Source organism: Ruegeria sp. BI12, assembly GCF_056537985.1.
Window position 1 is genome coordinate 189,630 of record NZ_JBQFSL010000004.1, and the last position, 15,161, is coordinate 204,790.

The following is a 15,161-nucleotide window of genomic DNA, read 5'->3' on the forward strand; positions in this document are numbered from 1 at the left end:
TCTTGTTTACGTAAGATCTTTGTACGAGATCTCGCGGGTGTCAGCGCCCGGACCGGCCTTTTGACGCCGCACGATCAGGCGGTTCAGCGCGTGAATATACGCCTTGGCCGAGGCCACGACTGTATCGGTATTGGCGGATTGACCCGTCGCGATCATGCCGTCCTCTTCCAGACGCACCGATACCGTGGCCTGCGCATCTGTGCCTTCGGTCACGGCATGCACTTGGTAAAGCTGCAGATGCGCCGTATTCGGATGCACAACGCGAATGGCACGAAATGCAGCGTCGACTGGGCCGTCGCCTTGTTCGGTGGCGATGATTTCCTTGCCGCCCACTTCCATTTCGATTGTGGCTTCGGCCTTGCCGACAGTTCCGCAGGTGACTTTCATTGAAACCAGCTGCAGGTGATCGCTGCCGTCGTCGTCATCCAATGTCATCAGCGCGATCAAGTCGTCGTCGAACACTTCTTTTTTGCGGTCGGCCAACTCTTTGAACCGAAAGAAGATATCCTTGAGCTGGTTGTCACCCACCTCATAGCCCAGCGTGTTAAGCTTGTCGCGAAGCGCCGCGCGGCCCGAGTGTTTGCCCAGCGGCAAAGACGTACCCGACAGTCCAATATCCTCGGGGCGCATGATCTCAAAGTTTTCGCGGTTCTTAAGCATGCCGTCCTGGTGGATGCCGCTTTCATGCGCGAACGCGTTCTTACCGACAATGGCCTTGTTGAACTGCACGTTGAAGCCGGACACGGTCGCGACGCGGCGCGAGATATGCATGATCTTGGTCGTGTCGATACCGGTGGACCAAGGCATGATGTCATTGCGGGTGCGCAGCGCCATTACCACCTCTTCCAACGCGGTATTTCCTGCGCGTTCGCCCAGACCGTTGATGGTGCATTCGATCTGACGTGCACCACCCGCAACCGCAGCGAGGGAGTTCGCGGTCGCCAGGCCAAGGTCGTTGTGGCAGTGGGTAGCGAAGACCACCTCATCCGCGCCGGGAACCGTTTCGATCAGGCGTTTGATCAGGTCGGCGGATTCCATCGGTGCGGTGTAGCCGACCGTGTCGGGGATGTTGATTGTCGTTGCACCAGCTTTGATGGCGATCTCGATCACGCGGCAGAGGTAATCCCATTCGGTCCGCGTGGCATCCATCGGTGACCACTGCACGTTCTCACACAGATTGCGCGCATGGCTCACGGTTTCGTGGATTTTGTCGGCCATCTCGTCCTGCGTCAGGTTCGGGATCGCACGGTGCAGCGGTGAGGTGCCGATGAAGGTGTGAATTCGGCTCTTGCCTGCGTGTTTCACAGCTTCCCAACAGCGGTCGATATCCGCGAAATTGGCACGGGCCAAACCACAGATGCGGCTGTTTTTGGATCGTTCGGCAATTTCAGAGACGGCCTTGAAGTCGCCCTCGGAAGCGATTGGGAACCCGGCTTCGATGATGTCGACGCCCATTTCGTCCAGCAGCTCAGCAATCTCAAGCTTTTCGGAATGGGTCATGGTCGCGCCGGGGCTTTGCTCGCCGTCGCGCAGGGTTGTGTCAAAGATCAAGACGCGGTCTTGGTCGGTCACATTGGTCATGGGAATCTCTTTCTTGTCTGTCCTAAAGCCATTTGGCGCGCGGGCGTCCTCCTCTGAGCGGGCGCGCCGGATGGCACGCTCAGAGGCGGATTAGGATCAGTAGGCCACGCAGAGACGCACCGCGAAGGGCGGTGTCGGCAATCAGGATATCTGCGCGGTTGATCATGGGGTTGAGGTTATACATCGCGCGGCGGGAATGAAAAGAACGAATTTTCCTCGATCACATGGTTAGATTTCTTTTTTTCCGCGCGTGTTGATCTGGAATTACCTACGGCTAGTTCGTCCTGCATGGACACAGCACTCATTATTGGTGCCTCAGGCGGGATCGGAGGCGCAATCGCCAACAGGCTTAGGCAGCAATCGGTCAACGTCACAACCTTGTCTAGGTCGCAGGACGGGTTTGATCTGACTGACCCCGAGATCGTGGATCGGACAATGGCAGGTGTTACTGGACCGTTTGACCTGATCTTGGTCGCGGCTGGCGCGCTTGAGATAAACGGTGCGACCCCCGAAAAAACCATCAGGATGCTATCGGCGCAGGCGATGATGGATCAATTTGCGCTGAATGCGGTGGGACCTGCGTTGGTTCTTGCTCATGCTGCGCGCTTGCTGCCGCGCGACCAGCGCGCCGTCTTTGCGGTTTTGTCTGCGCGGGTGGGGTCTATTGGTGACAACCGGCTGGGCGGATGGATCAGTTATCGAGCGTCCAAGGCGGCGGTGAACCAGATTGTCCGCACATCTGCGATCGAATTGGCCCGGACCCACAAACACGCAATCTGTGTCGCCCTGCATCCTGGTACGGTCAATACGGCCTTCACCCGGAAATATGTCGGAAAGCACCCCGCGGTTGAACCTGATGAGGCCGCCCAAAACCTGCTATCCGTAGCAGCCGCCTTGAACTCAGCTGATACAGGTGGGTTCTTTGACTGGGCGGGGAAGCCGGTGCCCTGGTAGTTTGATCACCCGTCAGAAGAAGAGTTGTCAGGCTCGGTTTCGGTATCCGTCGCATCTGGCGCGCTTACGTTCTCCGGGGGCAGAACACCGTTTTCCCAAACGCCTGTTTCTTCCTGACCATTGGCATAGCGCATGGTGCCATTGCCGTGCCGCTTGTTGTCGAGGAATGTGCCTTCGTACACGTCACCGGTCGCATAGGTCGCGACACCCTGACCGCTGATTTTGCCTTCGGCCCAACCGCCGGTATAGCTAAACCCGCGCGGGGTTTTTATGGTCCCGTCACCGTGACGCTGACCGTCCTTGAAATCGCCTTCATAAGCGGTTCCGTCAGGAAATGTCGCTTTGCCTTTGCCCTGGCGCGCGCCGTCCACCCATTCGCCTTCGTATCGATACCCGTTGGCGAATGTCAAAACGCCGGTGCCATGGCTGAGGCCGTTCTTGAACTGGCCCTGATAGACAACACCGTTGGGGTAAGTGGCCTTGCCATTGCCTTCGAAAATGCCGGCTGTCCATTCGCCGTCATAGACGGTGCCATCCGGATAGGTTTGAACCCCTTTGCCGTGTGGCAGATCTGCGCTGAAATCACCTGTATAGGTAGCGCCGTCGGGGTAAGTGACCTCACCCAGCCCTTCGATCTGACCGTCCACCCATTCGCCGGTGTAGTCAAAGCCGTCGGTCCCAAGAAAGCGTCCTTTGCCATGGCGGCGGTCATCGGCATATTCGCCTTCATAGGTCGCGCCGTTGGCATAGGTCGCTTTGCCATTGCCCTCGCGGCGGCCGTCCACAAGATCGCCTTCGTAGAGGTCACCATTGGCCTGCAACAGGCGGCCCTTGCCGGTCATGCGGTCCTGAGACCATTCGCCAGTATATGTCATGCCATCCGGGATGGTCAGTGTGCCCTGGCCATCGCGCAGACCGTTCTTGATTTCCCCTTCATAGATGCTGCCTTGCGTCGAGGTGATTTTGCCCTCGCCATGCTTTACACCATCGGCCCAGTTGCCATCGTAAACGTAACCGCTGGGGTCAGTCAGGACGCCTTTGCCGTGATAGCGGGCGTCCTTGAAGCTGCCCTCGTACCGGACGCCATTCGTGTATTTTGCGACTCCGGTTCCATTTATCGACCCTTCAGCCCATTCCCCTTCATAGCTGCCGCCGTCGGGATAGATGATCTTGCCTTGTCCTTCGGGTTGTCCCTTTGAGAACATCCCCTCATAGACTGAGCCGTTGACATAGCGTGCAATGCCTTTGCCCTGGATTTCGCCTTCGACCCATTCGCCGACATATTCGAACCCGTTTGGCAGGCGATAGGTGCCTTCGCCGTGGCGCAGGCCGTTTAGGAATGTACCCTCATACACGCCGCCGACGTCATCATCCGCAACGATAACCTGCCCGTCCTGCGCAGAGGCGGATGCGGCCAGCAAAGCCATCGCCGTGGCGGCAAAAGAAGTGCGGATAGCGTTCATGGTTTTTCCTGCCTTGCCCGATTGTCACTTGTTATTGCAAAACTAAGATACCCGTGCGGACAGAGCAACGTGTTTTGCCGCATTTGACTTTCACTCGCGGTGCGATCTGCTAAATGGCATTAGGACTGACGAGGGCAAGAGGGCAGCATGGCCAACCGTTTCCGCATTACTCTGGCACAACTCAACCCTGTTGTTGGGGACATCCAAGGCAACTTGGACAAGGCGCTTGCGGCGTGGGAACAGGGGCGCGAGGAAGGTGCCGACCTTGTGGCTTTCCCTGAAATGTTCATCACAGGTTACAACACGCAGGATCTGGTGATGAAGCCGGTCTTTCACCAGGCTGCAATGGCTGCGGTTCAGGAGTTGGCGGCCCAATGTGCCGATGGGCCGGCCATTGCAATCGGTGGTCCGTGGACCGAAGACGGCAAGCTTTTCAATGCTTACCTGATCCTCAAGGCCGGTCGTATTGGTAGCAAGGTGTTGAAGCACCACCTGCCGAATGAAACAGTGTTCGACGAGGTGCGCTTGTACGACGCTGGCCCGTTGGGCGGCCCGTACTCGGTTGGGAACTCGCGGATCGGTAGCCCGATCTGCGAAGACAGCTGGCATCCGGACGTCTCGGAAACTCTGGAAGAAACCGGCGCCGAGTTTTTGCTGATCCCCAATGGCTCGCCTTATTTCCGCAACAAGTATGATGTGCGCCTGAACCACATGGTTGCTCGTGTGGTCGAAACCGGCCTGCCGCTGATCTACCTGAACATGGTGGGCGGACAGGACGATCAGGTCTTTGATGGCGCAACCTTCGGCCTTAACCCGGGCGGAGAGATTGCGTTTCGGATGCCGGTCTTTGACGAGGCTGTAACGCATGTTGATTTGGAGCGCGGCGATGAAGGGTGGCGTATTGTGCCACGCGAGATCGTGCCGCAACCGGATGAGTGGGAGCAGGACTATCGTGCCATGGTCCAATCTCTTCGTGATTACATGGGTAAGACCGGTTTCAAGAAGGCGCTGTTGGGCCTTTCGGGCGGCGTGGACTCGTCGTTGGTTGCGGCGATAGCAGTTGATGCAATCGGGGCGGAAAACGTCCGTTGCGTGATGCTGCCGTCGGAATACACCAGCCAGGCTTCGCTGGATGACGCCGAAGCCGTCGCCAAGGCGCTTGGCGTGCATTTCGATTATGTTCCTATCTCGGACAGCCGGGCGGCGGTGACAGACACTCTGGCACCTTTGTTTGCCGGGCTCGAGGCGGATTTGACCGAGGAAAACATTCAGTCACGCTTGCGCGGATTGCTGTTGATGGCGATCTCAAACAAGTTTGGCGAAATGCTGCTGACCACAGGCAACAAGTCCGAGGTAGCCGTGGGTTATGCGACCATTTATGGCGACATGAATGGTGGCTATAACCCGATCAAGGATCTGTATAAAACGCGTGTGTTCGAAACATGCCGCTGGCGAAATGGCAACCATCGTGACTGGATGATGGGACCTGATGGCGAGGTGATCCGCCCGTCGGTGATCGACAAACCCCCCAGCGCCGAGTTGCGTGAAGACCAGAAAGACAGCGACAGCCTGCCGGACTACCCGGAACTGGACGCCATTCTGGAAATCCTAGTCGACCGCGATGGTTCGATCGCCGACTGCGAAACGGCAGGCTTCGATGCCGATGTCGCCCGCCGTGTCGAGCACCTGATTTATATCAGTGAGTACAAGCGTTTTCAGTCCGCTCCGGGCACGCGACTGACTAACAGGGCCTTCTGGCTGGACCGGAGATACCCGATCGTAAACCGTTGGCGGGATCGGTCTTAAATCGAAACCGCGCGGATTCTTAGATTTCGGTGGTTTCCGAATTGTAGCGCCTTTTGGTGATATTTTGCATATTGTCTCCGCCTTGGGAACAGTGTGAACCTAGATTCTGCTTCATCCGTTTAACACGCTTGAAATCAGGACATTTTTCTGACACATTTTAGCTTAATTGCCGCCTCAAGTGGGGCAGATGCGGCGCATTCTTGAATGGCTCGGTGTTTTAGATCGGGTTTGGTTTGTTGCGCATCATTAATTGGGTGTCTGTGTTAACGATTTGGTGTGAAAATGCGTGAGCAATATGATAGGCCACTCCACTCGCCACTTCCGTGGCGTTCGATGGAATCTAAGGGCCATGATCTAGATGAAGAGCAGATAGATTCTGCCATTGCCGACCTTTTGGGGGCTGAGACGCCGCCAGAAAACGGTGCTGTGCAGGTAGAACCAGCTGCTTCTTTGATTCTTCCCGAACTGCCGTCACAGGAAAGTCTGGCCGAAGAAACTTCCGGCAATGATGCTGGCCTGACAGCCACATTGCGTCAGAAGTGGGCTGAACTCTGCGGCGCTGCTTAAGGGCCAGGGCCTGATAAAAGAAATAGTGCCAGGGATCAAACTGGCACTATAACCACAGCTTGCAAAAATTGTGATCCGCGCGTTAGGCGGCATGTTGCCTAATAACTGATACCGCGCATTCATTGCGGTCCAAGCAATGAAGTAAGAGCGGCGAATGCCCGGTCCTAAACCAAATCCTGTAGAACCCGATTTGCATCTTCCCAAGTCCGTTGACGTTGTGGTCATAGGTGGGGGAATCATCGGCGCTTCGACGGCTTTGGAGCTGTCAGAACGGGGCGCCTCGGTTTTGCTGTGCGAAAAGGGCCAGATCGCGGGCGAGCAAAGTTCGCGAAACTGGGGGTGGGTACGTTTGGGTCTGCGGGACCCGCGTGAAATCCCGCTTATGTTGGAAGCGCAGCATATCTGGCAGCATCTTGATCAACGTACCGGACGCCAAACTGGTTTTTCGCGGTCTGGCATCCTTTTTGGTGCCTCAGGAAAGCGAGATCACGCAAACCTTGAACGTTGGATGTGCAATGTTGAAGGTTTACAGACCGGCGCACAGATGGTTTCAGGGGCTGAACTGGATGCTCTGTTGCCCAACAATCAATCGGGGTTGAAAGTTGCCTTGCACATGCCGCGAGACGGGCGAGCTGAACCGCAATGGGCCGCCCCTGCGATTGCGGAGGCCGCGCGCGACAAGGGCGCGTGTCTGATGACCAACTGCGCGGTTCGCAGCGTTGACGTTGAGAACGGCCATATCTCAGGTGTGTTTACCGAACGTGGCCGGGTGGCTTGTGCACGGGTGGTTCTTGCCGGAGGCGCGTGGTCGCGTCTGTTTGCTGGAAACGCAGGGATTGAACTGCCGCAGCTTAAGGTTCTCAATACGGTATTGCGCACGTCACCGGTGAATGGGCCAGAAACCGCAATGTGGTCAGATGATTTCGCGATGCGAAAAAGGGCTGATGGCGGCTACACTATTGCGTCCGGGCACGAAAATACTGTGGATATCGTACCGGACAGTTTTCGGCTTGCGATGCAGTTTGTACCGGCGTTCCGGCAAGAATGGCGATCCTTGCGGTTCAGGCTGTCCAAACGCTGGGCTGCAGAGGCCGGAGAGGACCGATCATGGTTGCCAACCGACGTCACGCCATTTGAACTTTGCCGCGTGCTGGACCCCGAGCCCTCTGGCAAAGTCCTGAAGAGGACATGGGCGCGAGCGCGCAAAGGGTTCCCGGTATTGGAACAGGCAGAGATCGTTCAAAGTTGGGCCGGGTTGATCGATGTCACGCCCGACGCCATTCCGGTGATCTCTGCGGTTGATACGCTGCCGGGAATGTTTATCGCCACAGGGTTCTCGGGCCACGGCTTTGGGATTGGCCCCGGAGCGGGTCGTTTGATGGCCGATTTGGTTTGTGAAACCACGCCATGTGTTGATCCGGCCGCCTTTCGCCTGTCCCGTTTTTCGGATGGTTCGAAAGTACGGCCGGATGCCGGTTACTGATGCGTCAGCCCATCATCTGATAGCTGACCGGAACAAAGCGGAAGCCTTCCCCCCGGCTTTCCACGAAACCGGCCGCCGGGAATGGCATGTGATAACCAATCATCGGAACTTTGTCCGCGGCCAGCATCCCCAGCACATTGCGACGTGAGGCTGTTGCTGCAGCCTTGTCCATATCAAAACGGACCTCCCATTCGGGGTGCGCAAAGGACCAGACATAGTGATTGGCCAGATCGGCGGTCAGAACGAGACGCTGCCCATTGCTTTCCAGGTGATACACGGTGTGACCGGGGGTATGCCCATAGGCAGCCACTGCTGTGATACCCGATGCAACCTCGCCACCATCTTGCAAGAAGGTCATCTTTTCGGCCAACGGCGTTACCTTGGCGGCAACCAGATCACCAACTCGGTTGCCCGCGTCCTGCGCTGCCCAAAAGTCGTACTCCGGGGATGATGTCACATAGCGCGCATTTGGAAAGGTGGGCGCGTCATTTGTTGTCATGCCGCCGATATGGTCGGGGTGCATATGGGTGATCACAACGACGTCGATCTGATCCGGCGTCACTCCAGCGTCTGCCAACGCGGCCTGTATGCCGCCCTGTCCCAAACCTGTGTCGAACAGAACCAGTTCCGACCCGGTGTTCACGAGCGTCGGGGTAAAGAAGAATTGTGCGACATCGGGCGAGATGAAATTGTCTGCCGAAACTTTTGCAAAGTCTTCATCCGACGCGCCGCCGCCAAAGATTTCCTGGGCGCCGTCGCGCGGCAGGCTGCCATCCAGCAGTGTCGTTACTGTGAAATCGCCCAACGCAAAGGACTTGGCGATGGTAGAATTTGCCTTGGTCTTGGCCCCAGCCGCCAGAACCGGTGCCGCAGCCGCGGCAAAGGGTAATGCTGCCGCGGTTCCCAGCGCTGCGCGGCGTGTGAATTTGATGGTCATTTTGGTTCTCCCTGTCAGAACAGCATTCAGTGAGTTTAGGTCGGCGCGAGTCTCTTGCCAGTGTATACCCTTTTCAAATGGGCTGCGTTGATGAACATTACGTGTTAATTTTTGTTTATGGCGCGATCCGAAAACAAAACCGTTCCCACAGGGCAAAGCGTCGAGAGCTTTTTATTGACCGTTCAACCGGCGAAGAAGGCGGATGATGCGCGTGCGCTGAATACTCTTTTTCGGCAAACAACCGGTTTCGAACCCGTCATGTGGGGGCCATCTATCGTGGGTTATGGACGTTATCACTATCGCTACAAGTCAGGGCGTGAGGGCGAATTTCTGGCAACCGGATTTTCGCCACGCAAGACTGCACTGTCGATCTACATCATGCCCGGTTACGCGGATTTTGAGGATATCCTGTCGCGGTTGGGCAAGCACAAGCTGGGCAAATCCTGCCTCTATATGAACAAGCTGGCGGATATCGATATGGACGTGCTGTCTGAACTGATCCGCGCGGGGTTAAAGGACCTGAATGGGCACTGGCCCGTTAAGCCAACCTGAACGCCTTTGCTGGACAATTGGTCAATCCTGTGACATGAGCCGCGCCAACAGGAGACACCTATGACAACCACCCGTTTTGCCCCGTCGCCCACCGGTTACATCCACGTGGGCAACCTGCGCACCGCCCTGATGAACTACCTGATCGCCCGTAAAGCTGGCGGCACGTTCATCTTGCGGATTGATGACACCGATCCAGAACGGTCGAAAGAAGAATATGTCGACGCCATTAAGCAAGATCTGGAGTGGTTGGGCCTGCATTGGGACAAGGTCGAGCGACAGTCTGAGCGTTTGGACCGTTACGCAGAGGCTGCTGACAAGTTGCGCGAAATGGGCCGCTTCTATGAGGCATTCGAGACGCCTACCGAGCTGGACCTCAAGCGTAAAAAACAACTGAACATGGGCAAGCCGCCGGTCTATGACCGCGCGGCGCTGAACCTAAGTGATGCTGAGAAAGAAGCTCTTCGGGCTGAACGCGGCAATGGCGTCTGGCGCTTTAAACTGGATCACGAGCGGATCGAGTGGAATGACGGTATTTTGGGCGACATCTCGATTGATGCAGCATCGGTGTCTGATCCGGTTCTTATCCGCGGCGATGGTCAGGTGCTCTATACGATTGCGTCTGTTGTGGACGACACCGAGATGGGCGTAACCGATGTGGTGCGTGGCTCGGACCATGTCACCAACACTGCAACGCAGATTCAGATCATCGAGGCGCTGGGTGGCACTTGCCCGCGCTTTGCCCACCATTCGCTGCTGACCGGTCCTCAGGGTGAGGCGCTGTCGAAACGTCTGGGAACATTGGCTTTGCGCGATTTGCGTGAGCAGGGTGTTAAGCCGTTGGCTTTGCTGAGCCTGATGGCGCGTTTGGGTTCGTCTGATCCGGTTGAGCTTCGGTCCGATATGGCCGAATTGGTCGAAGGGTTCGATATCAACCGCTTTGGCGCGGCCCCGACAAAGTTCGATGTGCAGGATCTGTTCCCTCTGACCGCAAAGCACCTGCAATCCCTGCCTTTGTCCGATGTGGCCGATGCCGTTGCAGAAGCTGGCGTTCCCGCCGAACTGGCCGAACCGTTTTGGGCGATGGCACGCGAGAACATCACAACCTTGGCTGACCTCAAGGGCTGGTGGGAATTGTGCCGCGATGGGGCAGAGCCATTGATCGCGGATGAGGATCGTGACTTCATCGCTGAAGCTATGACCTTGCTGCCCGAAGGCCCATTCGATGGCGAAACCTGGAGCAAATGGACCAGCACAGTAAAAGAGGCGACCGGGCGTAAGGGCAAAGGCCTGTTCATGCCGTTGCGAAAAGCGCTGACCGGCATGGAGCGTGGGCCTGAGATGGCCACGCTGCTGCCGCTACTGCAGGTTATTCGCGCAAAAGCCTGAGCGTTTTGTAATAGAATGAAGAGAGGCGGGATCATTCGATCCCGCCTTTTTCTATGCGTTCTGCACAATTCGGGCTGAAAGACGGCTGAGACGGTCATCCACGAATTTTGTCTCAACCGATTTCAATTGCTGATGGCGCGGGTACCGTGGCGTGGACCGGTCGTTCAGGATCGGCGCATCCCATCCATCGGTGGTGGCAAAGAAACGATCTGCGCCGTCTTCACCAAATGCGCGCAGGTATCCTTGTACGACCACGTCAATGTAACTCAGAAGCAAGGGATGGTGGTTGCTTGGCGCGTTGTGCCGGTCATGAGGCACAGCGTAGACGGCAATCTCGACCTCATGCTTCAGGGGGTGGGTAACGGCTTGGGTGGCGGATATCCGGTCATAGGCCCATTCACGGTCGTCCAGTGCAACCCAATCGTTTTTTGGCACATGCGCAATCATACCTTCGATTTCGGACTCGGGGTCTGGAACCGCCGTCAGGAACGCGACAGGTCGTAGGTCAGTGTGCTTCCATGCACGCCGCCAGCCTTTGAGACGCGCAGGGCGCGGATCGGGAAAGTCGTGGGTCGACAGGTTCACGAGGCTGCCGTAGCCAAAGAAATAGGGATCTGCCATGTGCCCACATGTCCTTTCTTGACGATTGATGTATGTCAAACCGCTTTTTGATCAGACATGCAATAAGTCTGCATCTTGAAATCTGGGAGGTCACGATGCGGATAACCAAACGGACGAACATTGCGGTGCGGCTGCTGATGTATTGTGCAGCGCATCAGGACAGGCTGGTCACCAAGTCCGAGATTGCCGAAGTGTGCAATATCTCGGAGAACCATCTGGCGCAGGTAATCAACCAGCTTAGCCAGTTGGACTATCTTAGCACCCAACGCGGTCGCAACGGCGGTATGGTTCTGGCGCGTTCGGCCGAACAAATTCGGATCGGATCGGTGTTTCGTGATGTCGAAGGCAACCTGCCGCTGGCAGAGTGTTTTGCGGATGCAGACAACACATGCCCGTTGACCGATGCCTGCCGCCTGCGTTTGGCGCTGCAAGACGCGGCTGAGGTCTTCTACGCCTCACTGGACGAGATTACTCTGGACGCGCTTGTTTGCGACAACGATCCTTTGCTGCAGATGCTGCAACCGGTTGCCTGCGCACGCGTCGGTTAATCGCTGGCGCGCAGGATGCGGGCAGGGCGGACGGCCAGGGGGCGCAAGGCAAAGATCAGCCCTGCGCCGAGCGTCACGAAGATACCCGCCAGAACAATGCCGATGGCGGATGGCCAGATAACCGAGAAATTCGTGTCGAAGATATAGGTGGCAACGGCCCAGCCCCCCAGAATGCCAGTTAGCAGGGCAACGCCACCTGCGGCTGTGCCCAACAGTGCTGCGCGTAAAGCAAAACTGACCAAGATGCGCCGTCGGCCCGCACCGAGTGTCTTGAGGATCGCGGCCTCGTATCGGCGGGCAGGTTCTCCGGCTGCGGCAGCACCGATGAGCACCAAAAAACCGGTCAGAAGGGAAATTCCTGCGCCATAAGACGTCGCTGCGGCGATGCCTGCCAGCAAGCCCGAGACCCGGTCAATCGCATCGCGAACGCGGATCGCCGTTATGTTGGGGAATTTCCCGGCGAGATCGCGCAGAATTGCCGTTTCTGCCTGTTCTTCGGCATAGACCGTGGCAATGAAGCTGTGCGGGGCACCGGCCAGGGCCGATGGATTCATCGACATGATAAATCCCATACCGGCGTTCGAGAAATCAACTTCGCGCATTGAAGTGAGTTCAGCGGTAACGTCACGGCCCAGAATATTCACGGTCAGCTGGTCGCCCAGTTTCAGGCCCATTTCTTCAGCTTCTTCGGCGGCGAAACTGACTTGCGGTGTACCAGCATAGTCTTCAGCCCACCACTCACCCGAAGTGATACGCGCGTTTTCGGGGGGCTGGACCGAGTAGGTTACGCCCCGGTCGCCATCCAGAACCCAATGATCACCTGCCACCTCGCGGGCGGGCGTGCCGTTGATCTGCGTGATGATCCCGCGCAACATCGGCGCACTTTCTATCCGGCTGACGGCGGGGTCCGAGGTCAGGCGCTCGGTAAAGCCGGGCATCTGCTCTTTCTGAATGTCGACGAAGAAATACGAGGGGGCGACATCCGGCAGGTTCCCGGAAATTGCATTGCGCAAGGTGCCGTCGATCTGCCCAACTGCCGCCAGAACCGAAAGCCCAAGACCCAGAGACAGAACCACGGATGCGGCACCCTCGCGCGGGTCTGAGATGGCAGATAAGGCCCACCTTAGGGCGGGGCGTCCGCGCGCTGAAGAAGTGCTGAGACGGGCAAGTCTTCGCACCGCATAGGCAGCCAGGGAAAGCAGCAGTAAAGCGCCCGCCAATCCTCCGGCGGTCCAAATTGTCAGGCGCGCAGAGCCGCTGAACCAGGCTGCGCATCCGATCAGCAACGTGAGGCCCGCGCCAGTTGCAATAAGGTATGCACCCCGTGGAATCGCACGAGCCGAGGTCAGGGCATCCCGAAACAGAGTTGCTGCGCGGACGTCTTCGGTACGGGCAAGGGGCCAGAGCGTAAACAGAAATGCTGTCAGTATGCCGTACAAAGCTGCTTCGGCAAGCGGGGCCGGGTAGAACGAAAACACCGCAGGCACCGGCAGGCGGGCTTCGATCAAGGGGGCCAGCAACAGGGGCAGTAAGCCACCCAGCGCGACGCCCAGCAAGATGCCGATCCCCGACAGAACTCCGATCTGGATCATATAGGTTTGGAATATCGTCGCCTTATCAGCGCCCAGTGTGCGAAGTGTCGCGATGGTCTCGGTCTTTTGGGACAGATAGGCGCGCACAGCCGCTGATACCCCGATGCCGCCGACCGCAAGGCCCGACAACCCGACCAGCACCAGAAATGCGCTGAGTCGTCCGACGAATTCCGCAATTCCCGGCGCGCCGTTGCGCGCGTCGGTCCATCGCATGCCAGTGCCCTCAAAATTCTGGCGTGCTTCTACCGACAAGTCTTGCAGATCGGTTCCTTGTGGCAGGGTCAGGCGGTACTTGGTTGAAAACAGGGTTCCCGGTTCCAACAGGCCGGATTCTTGCAAGTCTTGGGTTCGTACAAGCGTTCGGGGACCCAGGCCAAAGCCATCCGCGGCCCCGTCAGGTTCGTGGATCAACGCAGCGGCCAGAAAGAACTCTTGAGTTCCCAGTGCAAACCGATCTCCGACGGAAAGGCCCAGCCGATCAATAAGGGATGGGGCCATCACCGCGCCGGGAAGACCTTGATGCGTGCCCAAAGCCTTGGACAAGGGCATCGCAGGTTCCAGAACCGGAGCCCCCAACAAAGGGTAAGTGTCATCGACCGATTTAACCTGCGTCAGGGCGCGCTGCGTTTCTAAACCCTGATCAGCAACAGCCATCGACCGAAAATCGACCACTGCTGACACGTCTGTCCCGGTCTGGTCCATCCAGGCGCGTTCTTCATCTGTTGCGAACCGATAGGTGAATTCCAGTTGTGCATCCCCACCCAAAAGTGAGGCGCCTTCCTCGGTCAAACCTGCCTGTATCGCATGGCGCACCGACCCAACTGCTGCGATTGCCGCAACACCCAGTGCCAAACACGCCAAAAAAACACGAAACCCATGCAGACCGCCCCGCAGCTCACGGCGTGCCAGCCGACCGGCCAGCTTAAGGCTCATTCTGCGGCCTCTTGCTGGCTATCTTCCGAAATCCGCCCATCACGAAGCCGGACAACGCGATCGCACTTGCGCGCAAGACTATGGCTATGCGTTACAAGCACGAGAGTGGCCCCGTGTTTGTCGCGCAGGCTAAACAGTAAATCAACGATGGCCGCGCCGTTGGTTTCATCCAGATTTCCAGTCGGCTCATCCGCCAACAAAATTTGCGGACGTGGAGCCGCGGCACGGGCTAGTGCGACGCGTTGTTGTTCGCCACCTGACAATTGTGCCGGATAGTGATAAAGGCGATGCGCCAGCCCAACTGCGTCCAGCTCCGCCTTTGCGCGTTGAAACGCATCCTTATGGCCGGCCAATTCCAGTGGGGTGGCGACGTTTTCCAAGGCGGTCATGGTAGGGATCAGGTGGAAGTTCTGAAAGACCACTCCCATCGCATTGCGCCGGAAACGGGCCAGCGAGTCCTCATCCATGCCAGTCAGGTCCTGACCCAGGGCCGTGATTTTGCCTGCAGTTGCCTGCTCCAGCCCGCCCATCAACATCAGCAGCGAGGATTTGCCAGACCCGGACGGCCCTACAAGCCCCAGCGTTTCGCCTTTTTCGACAGTCAGGTTAATCTCATGCAGGATATCGACGCGACCGGCATTGCCATCCAGCGACAAAGCGGCATTTTGAAGCGAAAGAACAGGTGTCGTCATAGATACTTCCACACGGGGGCAGTCAAATTGGGATATGGAGCGGTTC

At 57.5% G+C, this 15,161-nt stretch carries 13 protein-coding genes; 7 read left to right on the plus strand and 6 right to left on the minus strand.

The features are described 5' to 3' along the window. Nucleotides 1-6 precede the first annotated feature (6 nt). Nucleotides 7-1,581: a 2-isopropylmalate synthase gene (locus ACR0AK_RS22210; protein ID WP_480795019.1), complete on the minus strand. Its 1,575-nt coding sequence runs from the start codon at nt 1,579-1,581 to the stop codon at nt 7-9. Between the two features lie 288 nt (nt 1,582-1,869). On the opposite strand from ACR0AK_RS22210, the gene ACR0AK_RS22215 reads away from it, so the two are divergent. After that, nucleotides 1,870-2,535: an SDR family NAD(P)-dependent oxidoreductase gene (locus tag ACR0AK_RS22215; RefSeq protein ID WP_170563243.1), complete on the plus strand. Its 666-nt coding sequence runs from the start codon at nt 1,870-1,872 to the stop codon at nt 2,533-2,535. A 5-nt stretch (nt 2,536-2,540) separates the two neighbouring features. Here the strand turns inward: ACR0AK_RS22215 and ACR0AK_RS22220 are convergent, their stop codons facing one another. Continuing rightward, on the minus strand, nt 2,541-3,998 hold the full coding sequence (locus ACR0AK_RS22220; protein ID WP_480795020.1) for an MORN repeat-containing protein: 1,458 nt from the start codon (nt 3,996-3,998) through the stop codon (nt 2,541-2,543). Nucleotides 3,999-4,145: 147 nt separating this feature from the next. On the opposite strand from ACR0AK_RS22220, the gene ACR0AK_RS22225 reads away from it, so the two are divergent. The 3 genes from ACR0AK_RS22225 to ACR0AK_RS22235 all read left to right on the plus strand — a co-directional run bounded on the left by ACR0AK_RS22225 (nt 4,146) and on the right by ACR0AK_RS22235 (nt 7,854). Then, a complete protein-coding gene (locus ACR0AK_RS22225) occupies nt 4,146-5,804 on the plus strand; it encodes an NAD+ synthase (RefSeq protein WP_480795021.1) in 1,659 nt (552 codons plus the stop codon). A gap of 333 nt (nt 5,805-6,137) precedes the next feature. Beyond that, on the plus strand, nt 6,138-6,371 hold the full coding sequence (locus ACR0AK_RS22230) for a hypothetical protein (RefSeq protein WP_170562947.1): 234 nt from the start codon (nt 6,138-6,140) through the stop codon (nt 6,369-6,371). Between the two features lie 154 nt (nt 6,372-6,525). Further along, entirely contained in the window at nt 6,526-7,854 is a 1,329-nt protein-coding gene (locus tag ACR0AK_RS22235; RefSeq protein WP_480795022.1) for an NAD(P)/FAD-dependent oxidoreductase, read from the plus strand. A gap of 4 nt (nt 7,855-7,858) precedes the next feature. On the opposite strand, the gene ACR0AK_RS22240 is transcribed toward ACR0AK_RS22235, so the two are convergent. Next, nucleotides 7,859-8,791: an MBL fold metallo-hydrolase gene (locus ACR0AK_RS22240; RefSeq protein WP_480795023.1), complete on the minus strand. Its 933-nt coding sequence runs from the start codon at nt 8,789-8,791 to the stop codon at nt 7,859-7,861. A gap of 117 nt (nt 8,792-8,908) precedes the next feature. On the opposite strand from ACR0AK_RS22240, the gene ACR0AK_RS22245 reads away from it, so the two are divergent. Then, the gene (locus ACR0AK_RS22245; protein ID WP_480795024.1) at nt 8,909-9,343 is read left to right on the plus strand and encodes a DUF1801 domain-containing protein; all 435 of its coding nucleotides are present in this window, start codon (nt 8,909-8,911) and stop codon (nt 9,341-9,343) included. Between the two features lie 60 nt (nt 9,344-9,403). Continuing rightward, nucleotides 9,404-10,729 carry a glutamate--tRNA ligase gene (gltX, locus tag ACR0AK_RS22250; protein ID WP_170562961.1) on the plus strand — a complete coding sequence of 442 codons (1,326 nt, stop codon included), beginning with the start codon at nt 9,404-9,406 and terminating at the stop codon, nt 10,727-10,729. 51 nt (nt 10,730-10,780) lie between these two features. Here gltX and ACR0AK_RS22255 read toward each other — a convergent pair whose 3' ends face one another. Next, nucleotides 10,781-11,350, minus strand: coding sequence for a gamma-glutamylcyclotransferase family protein (locus ACR0AK_RS22255; protein ID WP_480795025.1), 570 nt, complete (start codon nt 11,348-11,350; stop codon nt 10,781-10,783). A 95-nt stretch (nt 11,351-11,445) separates the two neighbouring features. Here ACR0AK_RS22255 and ACR0AK_RS22260 point away from each other — a divergent pair, with 95 nt between their 5' ends. After that, nucleotides 11,446-11,898 carry an RrF2 family transcriptional regulator gene (locus ACR0AK_RS22260; protein ID WP_480795026.1) on the plus strand — a complete coding sequence of 151 codons (453 nt, stop codon included), beginning with the start codon at nt 11,446-11,448 and terminating at the stop codon, nt 11,896-11,898. On the opposite strand, the gene ACR0AK_RS22265 is transcribed toward ACR0AK_RS22260, so the two are convergent. Continuing rightward, nucleotides 11,895-14,423, minus strand: coding sequence for an ABC transporter permease (locus ACR0AK_RS22265; protein WP_480795027.1), 2,529 nt, complete (start codon nt 14,421-14,423; stop codon nt 11,895-11,897). The two genes, ACR0AK_RS22260 and ACR0AK_RS22265, sit on opposite strands and share 4 nt — an antisense overlap. Beyond that, nucleotides 14,420-15,115 (minus strand): ABC transporter ATP-binding protein, encoded by a 696-nt coding sequence (locus ACR0AK_RS22270; protein ID WP_480795028.1) that lies wholly within the window; start codon nt 15,113-15,115, stop codon nt 14,420-14,422. The genes ACR0AK_RS22265 and ACR0AK_RS22270 overlap by 4 nt, the downstream gene beginning before the upstream one ends. Nucleotides 15,116-15,161 lie beyond the last annotated feature (46 nt).

What these genes read in the sequence shown, in the direction of transcription:
- ACR0AK_RS22210 (WP_480795019.1), bottom strand. Translation starts at nt 1,581, where the DNA reads ATGACCAATGTGACCGACCAAGACCGCGTCTTGATCTTTGACACAACC.
- ACR0AK_RS22215 (WP_170563243.1), top strand. Translation starts at nt 1,870, where the DNA reads ATGGACACAGCACTCATTATTGGTGCCTCAGGCGGGATCGGAGGCGCA.
- ACR0AK_RS22220 (WP_480795020.1), bottom strand. Translation starts at nt 3,998, where the DNA reads ATGAACGCTATCCGCACTTCTTTTGCCGCCACGGCGATGGCTTTGCTG.
- ACR0AK_RS22225 (WP_480795021.1), top strand. Translation starts at nt 4,146, where the DNA reads ATGGCCAACCGTTTCCGCATTACTCTGGCACAACTCAACCCTGTTGTT.
- ACR0AK_RS22230 (WP_170562947.1), top strand. Translation starts at nt 6,138, where the DNA reads ATGGAATCTAAGGGCCATGATCTAGATGAAGAGCAGATAGATTCTGCC.
- ACR0AK_RS22235 (WP_480795022.1), top strand. Translation starts at nt 6,526, where the DNA reads ATGCCCGGTCCTAAACCAAATCCTGTAGAACCCGATTTGCATCTTCCC.
- ACR0AK_RS22240 (WP_480795023.1), bottom strand. Translation starts at nt 8,791, where the DNA reads ATGACCATCAAATTCACACGCCGCGCAGCGCTGGGAACCGCGGCAGCA.
- ACR0AK_RS22245 (WP_480795024.1), top strand. Translation starts at nt 8,909, where the DNA reads ATGGCGCGATCCGAAAACAAAACCGTTCCCACAGGGCAAAGCGTCGAG.
- gltX (WP_170562961.1), top strand. Translation starts at nt 9,404, where the DNA reads ATGACAACCACCCGTTTTGCCCCGTCGCCCACCGGTTACATCCACGTG.
- ACR0AK_RS22255 (WP_480795025.1), bottom strand. Translation starts at nt 11,350, where the DNA reads ATGGCAGATCCCTATTTCTTTGGCTACGGCAGCCTCGTGAACCTGTCG.
- ACR0AK_RS22260 (WP_480795026.1), top strand. Translation starts at nt 11,446, where the DNA reads ATGCGGATAACCAAACGGACGAACATTGCGGTGCGGCTGCTGATGTAT.
- ACR0AK_RS22265 (WP_480795027.1), bottom strand. Translation starts at nt 14,423, where the DNA reads ATGAGCCTTAAGCTGGCCGGTCGGCTGGCACGCCGTGAGCTGCGGGGC.
- ACR0AK_RS22270 (WP_480795028.1), bottom strand. Translation starts at nt 15,115, where the DNA reads ATGACGACACCTGTTCTTTCGCTTCAAAATGCCGCTTTGTCGCTGGAT.